This window comes from Virgibacillus salexigens, from assembly GCF_014905415.1.
Lineage (GTDB): Bacteria > Bacillota > Bacilli > Bacillales > Amphibacillaceae > Virgibacillus > Virgibacillus salexigens.
Map to the genome: position 1 here is coordinate 33,680 of NZ_BNEO01000011.1, position 9,843 is coordinate 43,522.

A 9,843-nucleotide genomic window follows, 5' to 3' on the forward strand; every position below is an offset into this window, starting at 1 on the left:
AGCCACTTCGACTTGATTATTCGTGATCTTTAAAATAAACTTTACGTATTACTATATATCATAATATGTAAGGGGTCAAACGAAAATGAAGTATTACAATGAATCGTGGTTATCATTCACGCTTGCTGTGATAAACACTTACGATCCTTACTACAAGGAACCAGAACGACTTAATAGTACGGTGCAATTACGCGACCTGACAGAAAAACATGGATTGTTCTTCGATGAATTACCAACTCTAAAGGATGTAAGGGCTATTCGAACCTATCGTGACAACTTACGTAACCTAATCATCAGAGGAAGTGATACGAATTTAGTAGATTTCCTAACCGAGTGTGAATCACATTCTCCTATAAAATCAAAACTGTATATAAAAGAAAACGGCAATTTTGATTTTTTCTATGAGGAATCGAACAGGAAAGACAGTACTTTGAAAAACAGCATCTTGGCAATATGCTCGTTTACATTAGGAAGGGAGTTAGTTGAATACGGGAGAGATCGCCTCAAAGTATGCGTCTCGGCACCCTGTGAGGAAATATTTGTGGATCATTCAAAAAATGGGCTCCAACGTTTCTGTAGTAAACGGTGCTCCAACCGCTTTCATGTAAATAAGCACCGAGAATCCAATAAGCTAAGAGACAAATAAGACGAAACGGGTCACAAAATGTCCTTCAAATATTCTACATAAGGTTTATTCAAGTAAGATTTAATGCAGACATTAGAAGCCTTTGTGATATGAACAATTATTCAATCATCGGGAGCAATTCAAATATGAATTTTAATATGTTCTCATATAACAGAGTGGAATTTACTTCGTAGTAATAAACAAAATGAAACAATTATAACTAAAAAACCAGTATAAATAATCCCCAAAATCTGATGTAACAGCTTTTGACACACCAATTTTTAGGAGGGTAAGTATGGAGAGGTTATCTTTCCGGATATGTGGCCTTCTACTGTAAAACGTTTCTTACATAAATCATTTGGAGAGTCGTTATCAGTTAGAAAAATAGGAGGCGTTGTTCATGACGAAGGTTGTTTCCGAGTTACATTTCAAAATCAATTAGTGATCGTCAAGAAAACTAGAGAATCAAGGGAATGGTTTTTATATAAAGAAAATTCCCATACTCTTAGACAGCCTGGAGTGAATCATCCGGTATTATATGACGCATATACTAATAACGAAGAATATTGGTTAGTGTTGGAATACATTCCTTTGTTATTACCTGAAAATCGGTGGGAGGCCGATAGCAGCATTCTTTCGATGCTTTTTTATCTTCACTACAGTACTTGGAAAAACGGACGGACGTTGACTAATCCATATATTCCTAATTGGCTTACGAAATGTCAGAAAAATTCATACTTGCTATTTTAATTCATTTACTTATTTTGTTAGGCGACTTTAGAATAAGGATTTGTACTCTACTTCAGAACTTTTGTGTTTATTTAGAACCCTAGTAAACTGCTATTTCTATATAAACAAATAGAGTTTGATATTATGATTATAGTAACAAAAAAATCGAGGGTTCTTAAAAGTGAAATAAAAATTATATCTGGATCACAATAAAATTGATGCAAAAATTCATGATGTATCGCATATATTTTTTGGTAATTCGCTCCTTCGGTTGAGAAAAATTACTACTTAATATTTTAAAGTTATAATTAAAGCATCATACAATGAGGAGAGATAATAGTGATTCAAGAAAGAAGTGCATTAAAAGATAACTTAGGGAATTTCCCGGGTAGATGGTTAGGTGGTCTTTCGTTAATTATATCTCCTATTCTGTTGGTTATATCTTCTATGCTTCGAATACAATTTAATTTCTTTTTCTCTGACCAGTTAGCAGCCTATGACACAAATCCAAACCTAATGCTAACGTCCTTTAGCTTTTTTTTAATCGGTATGATTTTATTATTCCCAGCTGTTCTAACACTTGTTCAGTTAATTAGCGTGGAGAAGCCGCGATTGGGGTTATGGGGAGGCCTATTAGTAATCCTTGGTTTGTTTGCCAGAGCGTTCCACTCTGGGGCAGATCATTTCGCTTTTCAAGTTGTAAGAAGTACAAATGTTGAAGTTGCCACGCAGCTTGTCGGTGACTTCTATGGTATGTTTCATATTGTTAATATACTAAATTTCTCCATTCTATTTGGCTGGATTGTACTAGCTATAGGTGCTTATCTTTCTAACGTTTTTGGGTTGTTCCGTTCGATCGCTCTAGGAATGATGTTTGTACTAGCTATAGGTATTTTAAAAGGAACAAATATGACGACGATAATCTCCTTATCTGGGCTTTGCATGGCTTTTCTTCCACTAGGAATTCAAGTTTTGAAAAGTGGGACCATGCCTAAATTGAAAACTGTTCTGTTATATTTAATCATTATTGTTTTGGTGGTTAGTTCATGGTTGCTCATGAGCGAAATGGAAAGACCTCATTGATTGATTCTCACTGTCTTCTTATATTCCTCTAAGAGACAATCATTAATTTTAAATTCAGAGATGTATTCCCATATATGCTTATCATCTTCCATTTGATTACTCGCATAAACATCAAAGGCATTTTTTTTAGAACTAGCTTTAACAATCGCAAATACACTCTCCCCACCATGAATTGCATATAAATTTCCCAAAAATAAAATCCCTTTGGAAAAATCATATCCAAAAGGGTAAAACGGAACAAACTCTAGGACTCTTTTAACTTGATTATTTTGTAAGCATACCTGTGGTTGTTTTATTTCTTCTTCAATGGGATACCGTATTTCTTACTATTTTCAATGGTTTCTTTTGCTACTTTTTTAGCCTCTTCTTTTGACATTTTCACGGAAATCTCTCCCTTTTACGCTTTTTCAAAAGGTTGGAATAATAAAAGAAAAAATTATACATACCTCTCTTCCATATAAATAATATTAAATCTAGGACACGTTGACACTGTCCTAGGGTAATTTCTAAAAAATGAGGGGATCTAATGAATAGGGGAGAGAAAAATGAGACAACAAAACGAAAAACTAGAAGTGACAAAAAAAGAGATGTTAAACCGACAATTTCTGTTGAATTAAAGAGCTGCATCTATCGGTTATCATATGTCACAAGGGCCAGTAAAAGATGTTGTAGAAGTTCTATGTATTAAAGGACTACAATCCAGGAAAGTGACGGAGCACCTTAAACAATACGTATTATATGGGTGACTTGGACAGGGTATCTTTAGCAAGAAAAAACAGGCAGGAAAAACAGAAAGATTAACCATGAGGTTTACGCAACATGATTACGAGAAATTAAACCAATCCTATAATGAATATGAAATTCTCAGAGATCCTTCCCACGTTAAGGCATTTACTAGGGAAGAATTAATAAATATGTATAAAACATTCGGTATAAAAATTCTTGCGTGTGAAGCTTTACAGGTAGAAAAAAGTGTTAAGGATTGGTTGACATTAACGAGAACTGATGATGAAACTAGTTCAAGAATCGTGGAAGATTTAAAGAATGAATTGTCTGGTGGTAAAGAGACGGGGTTATTTCCCTTTCATAAAGAAGATGAGCTTATGTTTTATCATACCTACTTCAAAATCATCGGAAACAAAGAATAATCTGGATACTAGTATTCATAAAATACAACATTTGGTAAACAATAACCCTATCTTTATACAAGGATTTTGGAGGGTATTGGAATGAATGAAAAGAAAGTGCATTTAACATCTGGAGAAATTGCTTCGCTTTGGACGGGGTATATGAATGATAGTATGTCAAAATGTATCTTAAGTTTTATGCTGCAACATATTGAAGACCCGGAGGTCAAACCAGTTATTCAATATGCTTATGATATTTCCTCGAATCACATGGAGCAATTAACTGCTTTATTTGAAAAGGAACAGTTTGCTCTTCCGAATGGATTTACGGAACAAGATGTAAACATGAATGCGCCATGGCTTTTTACGGACGAGTTTTGTTTAACCTATGTGAATCATATGGCTAAGGTTGGGATGTTAGAATACAGTGGTTTTGTTTCTGCGAGTTACCGGGAAGATGTTTGTAATTACTTTTCACTAGGATTAAGTGAAACCAATAATCTTTACAAACAATCGCTCAAAATTGCTCTTCTTAAAGGGATAAACGCAAGACATCCTTACATTGAACCTCCAAAAGCAACCGATTATATAGATAGCAAAAAGTATCTAAGGGGTTTAAATCCTTTTAACGATAAGCGGCCATTAAATGCCGTTGAAATTTCCAATCTTTATATGAATATCGTAACCAATTCCATGGGTGTCAACTTGTGCCTCGCTTTTGCTCAATCATCCCCAACGAAAGAGGTTCAAGATTATATGTTGCGTGGAAAAGAAATTTCACAAAAACATATTAAAATCTTTGTTGATACCCTTTTGGAAGGTGATGTTCAAGCGCCGCATGTACCAGATGTAGGTGTAAGTAATTCGACCACCCAAACCTTTTCCGATAAATTAGTGATGTTTCATATGAATTTGATCATTGCTTCAGGAATCGGGAACTATTCCACTGCTGCGTCTACGAGCCAACGAAGTGATTTAATGGTGAATTATGAACGGTTATCTGTTGAAGTAATGCGACTCGCTAAAAGTGGAGCCGATATCATGATTAAACACCATTGGCTAGAACAGCCGCCGGGAACCAAGGATCGTGAAAAGTTAACCAAGAATAAAGAAAAAGGTTGATCATTAGATATTCAGCTTCATTAACGATACCTGCCAGTTGCAAATATCCATTATAATCATATTATGGATAAGAAGGAAGCTGCCACGTGCTATGAAGTAGTAATAAAAACTTCATATTTCCTTCCTTTTCTTTCTTGGTTTACGGATCGTTTGATATAAAAAGCTAATCTAAATTGATTAGCTTTTTTATTAGTACACTTTTTAGTAAAAAAACCTATAAACAACCTAGAACAGTACTTAACGTTTGAAGACAAACGGCCAAAGTGCAGGTTTTTATTTTATCCGTTTAATGTGTCTTGGTTTATCAACCCTCAAATTTCTATTTTTGATTTCTTGGAATACTAAATCAATTAAGTCTTTATCTCCCTTTTGTCCGATAGATTTCCGATAAATATTTACTAGTACATCATTTGATACAAAGAGCCAAGGATTTATAATTTCTCACTCCCTCAAGATGTGTTTTTAGATAGGATTTGTTGATATAGATTTCTTATTCAAATATGTATAGATCATGGTCAACTACGGAAAACCGTGTAGTTATCCGTAGACCAACAATTTGTAAGTTCCCGTTTGTTGTATGCTTAAAATAAAGTCGTACTATTTGAAAAGAAGATGTACTGTTTATAAAAAAGTTGCACTATTTTACCCCTCTGGATGTCTAAAGGGGCTTCTTATGCTAAAAGTAATATAAGGTTATACGCAAACGATCCAGATCGCAAATAGCAATAAAAAATAGGGAGCAACATGAGGTTGCATCTTAATGCACCTATAACTATCTTTACTTTATCTACACACCCCCCTCTATTGGAAATAAGGAAAGGTGATGACTAACATGATTTTTAGTGAGCGACTAAAAGGAACAAGAAAAAAGAGATTGGTCACAAAGTGATCTTGCTGAAAAAATCCATGTTAGTCGTCAATCAGTTTCAAAGTGGGAAACTAGTAAGAACTATCCAAGTATCGAAATTATCATTGGATTGAGTGATTTATTTGGTATTACGGTAGGTGAAATGTTGAGGAGTGACAAAAACATGACGGAACAAGTAATTCAAGATAGTAAGAGAAATGGAATCACGAATTAAAGAGAAACTTTCCCCTTTAAAACTGAGTGCCAGACAATTTGGGATTCTTCAGTACCTTGAGGAATATCCTAATTCATCACAGAAACAGGTAGGAAATGTGCTACAAATTGATCGAACAATCATGGTGGCACACATTGATTATCTGGAAGACATTCAATGTGTTCAACGATTTAGGAATCCAGAGGACAGGAGATCCTTTGGATTAACAACAACAGAGCAAGGTCGAGAAAAGTTAAAAGTTGGATGCAACTATCTTGAAAAAATCGAATTGGATGTCCTTTCAAGTCTTACAGATAAGGAGCAGAAAGATTTAAAGTCAATTTTATTAAAAGTGTGGGCAACCATACAGAAGGGAGAAAAAGGTGAATCGACTTGATTATTTTAAAGCAAGATTAGAAGCAAATATGAGTCCGATGGAATACCGCAAGGCTAAAAAAAGCATCCTGAGAATTATGTGCTGGTAGATGTCAGAGTAGGACCAGTTACAGTCAGGAAAGAGAAATTAGAAGGTGCGACGGTTATTCCTTTAAACGAATTATAAGACAGAATGTCGGAACTTTCTAAGGAAAAAACATTGTACTTTATTGTTGAGACACTTGGTCCCTCGCTTCAAAAGCTGCTGTCTTGTTGCTTGAAAATGGCTTTGATGCAAAGGAGCTCTATGGAGGATTTGCAGCTTGGGAAACACTCGACTTCCCGACGTTAGGATTATCAGAAGTGGCCTCAACTTCCAACGGGGGTAGTGGTGTGGACTGTGAATGCTAGATACTTTATTCTGGTTTGTCGCAAACGGGCGCTATTGTGGAGGAACTGAATAGTTTAAACGACTTTAATTTTTAACTACTTTTAACACTTTTCGAAGTTCTCGAATAGTGCTTTTTTATTTATATACCTAAAAATAAAATGAAAGATAGTAAAATCTGTTTAAAAAACAGTCATTTTATGTAGATAAGAAAAGAAAAGTAATATAAAATGTACTTATTTAATCATTTGGATAAATACTTTTTAAATTTCAGCAATTAAGGGGGAGGAGTACTATTAATCAATTGGAACGAGAAGTAGGAAAAGAAGGTAAATACCTTTATCCCTTTTGGGATGATGATTATAATTTGGGAACTATTTATTTGAAACATGAACCAATTGTTCATGCTGAAAATATTTGTATTCTAAAATTTATTGTTCAGGGAAGCAAAAGAGTTTGTGTTCAGAATATCCTTAGTGAAGGAAATCTGAATAGAGGGTATGGAACAGTTGCCTTTCGTGCATTAATTAAATTATCAATCTATAATCAATTTGAGGAGATTTTTGGGAAAATACAATCTGATCCTCCTGCCTATAATATTCGATTAAGGCATTTTTTTAAAAAGAATTTTTGTGAGGTATCAGACCATAATTTCTTTTTAAAGTTAACTCATCCTAATGAGATATTTTTAAAAATAAAGAATCAGCAGTTGTTAGAAGAGAATCGTTATTTAACATCAACTATAGAAAGGAGAGAAACAGAGCTGCAGCAAGTAAATTTAGAATTAAGGGAAGTAAAAGTAAAGTTAAAAGAAGCGTTTGAACGAAAAAATAAAGAACATATTTCCTTATCAAAGCTATTTCATAGATTCTCTAAATGAATAACCTAGAAAAGGGAGGTAACAACAATGCGAGTTTTATTTTCCAGTGCAACTATTGCAATCATTTCGTTATTCCTTTTTACCCCTTTTGCCCCTTCTGTTTTCGCAGAAAAAGTCAAAATATACGAAGCTGGGACTTCCAATTTAAATGTAAGGTCTTCTCCCTCTCACGATGCACCGATAATAGGGAAACTACAAATTGGTGATCAGGTTAGAGTTTTTCAAAAATCTTTTGGTTGGGTACAAACTTATTATGGCGGTAAAAAGGCATGGGTTGCCTCGCAGTACTTATTTCAACCAGATTCTAAAACAAAGGCTATAGCACAAGTAGCAAGTTCAACCCAGAAAAGTATTAAGAAAGAACAAAATAAAAAAACAGAAACTATCAGTAGAAACAACTTTGATAATAATAAAGGTCAAGCAACTAAAAATGGTTCATTAAAAGGGTACAATATTGTAATAGACCCAGGTCATGGGGGGAGAGATTCTGGTGCAATTGGTATTAATGGCGTTTTAGAAAAGGAAACAATTATGAGTATAGTTGATAGTGTAGTAGATCGACTACGTAAATCCGGCGCAAATGTTATTATGACAAGAAATAGTGATCATTTTATATCTTTACAAGATCGGGTGTACATAAGTAACTCATATAACACACACGCTTTTCTTAGTTTACATTATAATGCTCATCCATTGATTGGGATACAAGGTTTAGAAACTCATTATTATTCAGGAGGAGAAAACTATGCATTAGCAAGCTCTCTTCAATCTAAATTAGAGCAATATACGTCACTAGAAAGCCGTGGAGTTAAAGAAAGTAATTATTTTGTTTTACGTGAAAGTGAAGTCCCTAGTGCATTAATAGAGTTAGGATTTATTACAAATCCAAATGACCTATCAATAATTCAAACAGAAGGATATCAGAATAGTATTTCTGAAGCCATTTCAGATGGAGTTAAGAAATATTTCAGAGATAAATAATTCCCTAGCCACTTTTGAGGTTAATGATCTGAGGAAAGTCATTCAGGAACTTAAATCAAACAATGTCGAATTGGTTTTTGGAGAAAATCAATATTTCCCAGCAGGTGAGACACAGCGTTTAAAGATCCGTTCGGGAATGTCATGAGTTAGCAGAGTTGAAAGGATAAGTGTAGTTCCAGAAACGGGTGCGAATCTCTAATAAAAATTATCACCATTGTTGCTTCATAGGACAACTATATTGTATAAGAAGAGGGCAATCGAAATGGAGAACTAAGCTTTCATATGTGATAAACTTAGGAAAACATGCGAAAGGATTGATTTATAATGGAAAAGGTTACACCGTTTTTAATGTTTCAAGGTGGCAAGGCGGAAGATGCGATGAATTATTACACATCACTTATTGATGACTCAGAAATTAAAAGCATAATACGATACGGAGCTGAAGGCCCCGGTGAAGAGGGTACAGTTATGCAAGCTGTATTCTCGTTAAAGGAGCAGGAATTCATGTGTATTGACAGTCATGTTAATCATGAGTTTACGTTTACCCCGTCATTTTCTATTTTTCTTACGTGTGATACCGAAGAGGAAATCGACAACCTTTATAATAAAATGATGGAAAATGGCACAGCACTTATGCCTATAGATAACTATGGGTTTAGCAAAAAGTTCGGATGGCTGAATGATCAATTCGGCATATCTTGGCAGTTAAACTTACCAGAGTAATCTAGTGTGTAGTATTCCGTAAAAGAGCGCATTTGTTTAATAAGCGATTGCGCCATTACCGAACAAAAGGGCCATATAGTGGAAGAACGGAAATTTTGAAAAATACTTGCGTTTACAAAACCAAATCTTTATAATACCTTATTTGTCTGTATGTAATATTAAAAGCCATACGACCTTATCATCTGTATTAATAATAAAGATTATTAAAAGAGGTGAAAGAATGAAACTTAATCATTTAAATTTAACAGTGAATGATGTAGCTGCTTCTAGAGATTTCTTAGAGACTTATTTCGGTATGAAGTGTGTTAATAGCCGTGGTAATGGTTTTGCTGCTATGTTTGATGACGATCAATTTGTTTTAACATTGATGAAAGGGAAGGAGGTTTGGTATCCTAAGACCTTTCATATTGGCTTCCCGCAAGAAAGTAGAGATAAAGTTGATCGAACTAACAAGCGACTGAGAAATGATGGTTATGCTGTAGATCCTCCTATTGAATCTCATGGATATACCTTCTATGTTCAAGCTCCAGGTGGATTTACCGTTGAAGTTTTATCGGAGTAAGTTGTATTAGTTACATAAGGATGGTTTACTTCAATAGATGATCTTCCAGAAATACCAGCTAATATAAGTCAATACTTTTTAAGTAATCATACTAGATTAAAGATGGTATAATAAAAATGTGCATCACAAAGAAGCTTCAATATTTATAATTGAATTTTTTGTAAGTTGTGTAATTATTTGTATGGGT

At 34.3% G+C, this 9,843-nt stretch carries 11 protein-coding genes and 1 pseudogene; 10 read left to right on the forward strand and 2 right to left on the reverse strand.

Translation table 11 applies throughout. The features are described 5' to 3' along the window. Positions 1-85: 85 nt before the first annotated feature. On the forward strand, positions 86-646 hold the full coding sequence (locus tag JKP73_RS21545; RefSeq protein ID WP_200411896.1) for a CGNR zinc finger domain-containing protein: 561 nt from the start codon (positions 86-88) through the stop codon (positions 644-646). 1,047 nt (positions 647-1,693) lie between these two features. Then, positions 1,694-2,437, forward strand: coding sequence for a hypothetical protein (locus tag JKP73_RS21550; protein WP_200411897.1), 744 nt, complete (start codon positions 1,694-1,696; stop codon positions 2,435-2,437). Here JKP73_RS21550 and JKP73_RS21555 read toward each other — a convergent pair. Then, the gene (locus tag JKP73_RS21555; RefSeq protein WP_200411898.1) at positions 2,431-2,628 is read right to left on the reverse strand and encodes a hypothetical protein; all 198 of its coding nucleotides are present in this window, start codon (positions 2,626-2,628) and stop codon (positions 2,431-2,433) included. The genes JKP73_RS21550 and JKP73_RS21555 overlap by 7 nt on opposite strands. A 612-nt stretch (positions 2,629-3,240) precedes the next feature. Between JKP73_RS21555 and JKP73_RS21560 the strand changes: the two genes are divergently transcribed. Together JKP73_RS21560 and JKP73_RS21565 are read left to right on the forward strand one after the other, a co-directional pair. Beyond that, positions 3,241-3,585 carry a hypothetical protein gene (locus tag JKP73_RS21560; protein WP_200411899.1) on the forward strand — a complete coding sequence of 115 codons (345 nt, stop codon included), beginning with the start codon at positions 3,241-3,243 and terminating at the stop codon, positions 3,583-3,585. A gap of 81 nt (positions 3,586-3,666) precedes the next feature. After that, complete coding sequence (locus JKP73_RS21565) at positions 3,667-4,686, forward strand: DUF3231 family protein (RefSeq protein ID WP_200411900.1); 1,020 nt, start codon at positions 3,667-3,669, stop codon at positions 4,684-4,686. Between the two features lie 273 nt (positions 4,687-4,959). Here the strand turns inward: JKP73_RS21565 and sda are convergent, their stop codons facing one another. Then, on the reverse strand, positions 4,960-5,124 hold the full coding sequence (gene sda / locus JKP73_RS23675) for a sporulation histidine kinase inhibitor Sda (protein WP_200411907.1): 165 nt from the start codon (positions 5,122-5,124) through the stop codon (positions 4,960-4,962). Positions 5,125-5,518: 394 nt separating this feature from the next. On the opposite strand from sda, the pseudogene JKP73_RS21575 reads away from it, so the two are divergent. The 6 genes and pseudogenes from JKP73_RS21575 to JKP73_RS21600 all read left to right on the forward strand — a co-directional run. Continuing rightward, positions 5,519-5,750, forward strand: a pseudogene (locus JKP73_RS21575) (helix-turn-helix transcriptional regulator); the annotation flags it as partial. A 1-nt stretch (position 5,751) separates the two neighbouring features. Then, positions 5,752-6,144, forward strand: coding sequence for a MarR family winged helix-turn-helix transcriptional regulator (locus JKP73_RS21580; RefSeq protein ID WP_200411901.1), 393 nt, complete (start codon positions 5,752-5,754; stop codon positions 6,142-6,144). Between the two features lie 670 nt (positions 6,145-6,814). Then, entirely contained in the window at positions 6,815-7,390 is a 576-nt protein-coding gene (locus JKP73_RS21585; protein WP_200411902.1) for a hypothetical protein, read from the forward strand. A 27-nt stretch (positions 7,391-7,417) separates the two neighbouring features. Continuing rightward, the gene (locus JKP73_RS21590; RefSeq protein WP_200411903.1) at positions 7,418-8,371 is read left to right on the forward strand and encodes an N-acetylmuramoyl-L-alanine amidase family protein; all 954 of its coding nucleotides are present in this window, start codon (positions 7,418-7,420) and stop codon (positions 8,369-8,371) included. 324 nt (positions 8,372-8,695) lie between these two features. After that, complete coding sequence (locus tag JKP73_RS21595; RefSeq protein ID WP_021292528.1) at positions 8,696-9,094, forward strand: VOC family protein; 399 nt, start codon at positions 8,696-8,698, stop codon at positions 9,092-9,094. Positions 9,095-9,314: 220 nt separating this feature from the next. Further along, entirely contained in the window at positions 9,315-9,656 is a 342-nt protein-coding gene (locus tag JKP73_RS21600) for a VOC family protein (protein ID WP_200411904.1), read from the forward strand. Positions 9,657-9,843: the final 187 nt, after the last annotated feature.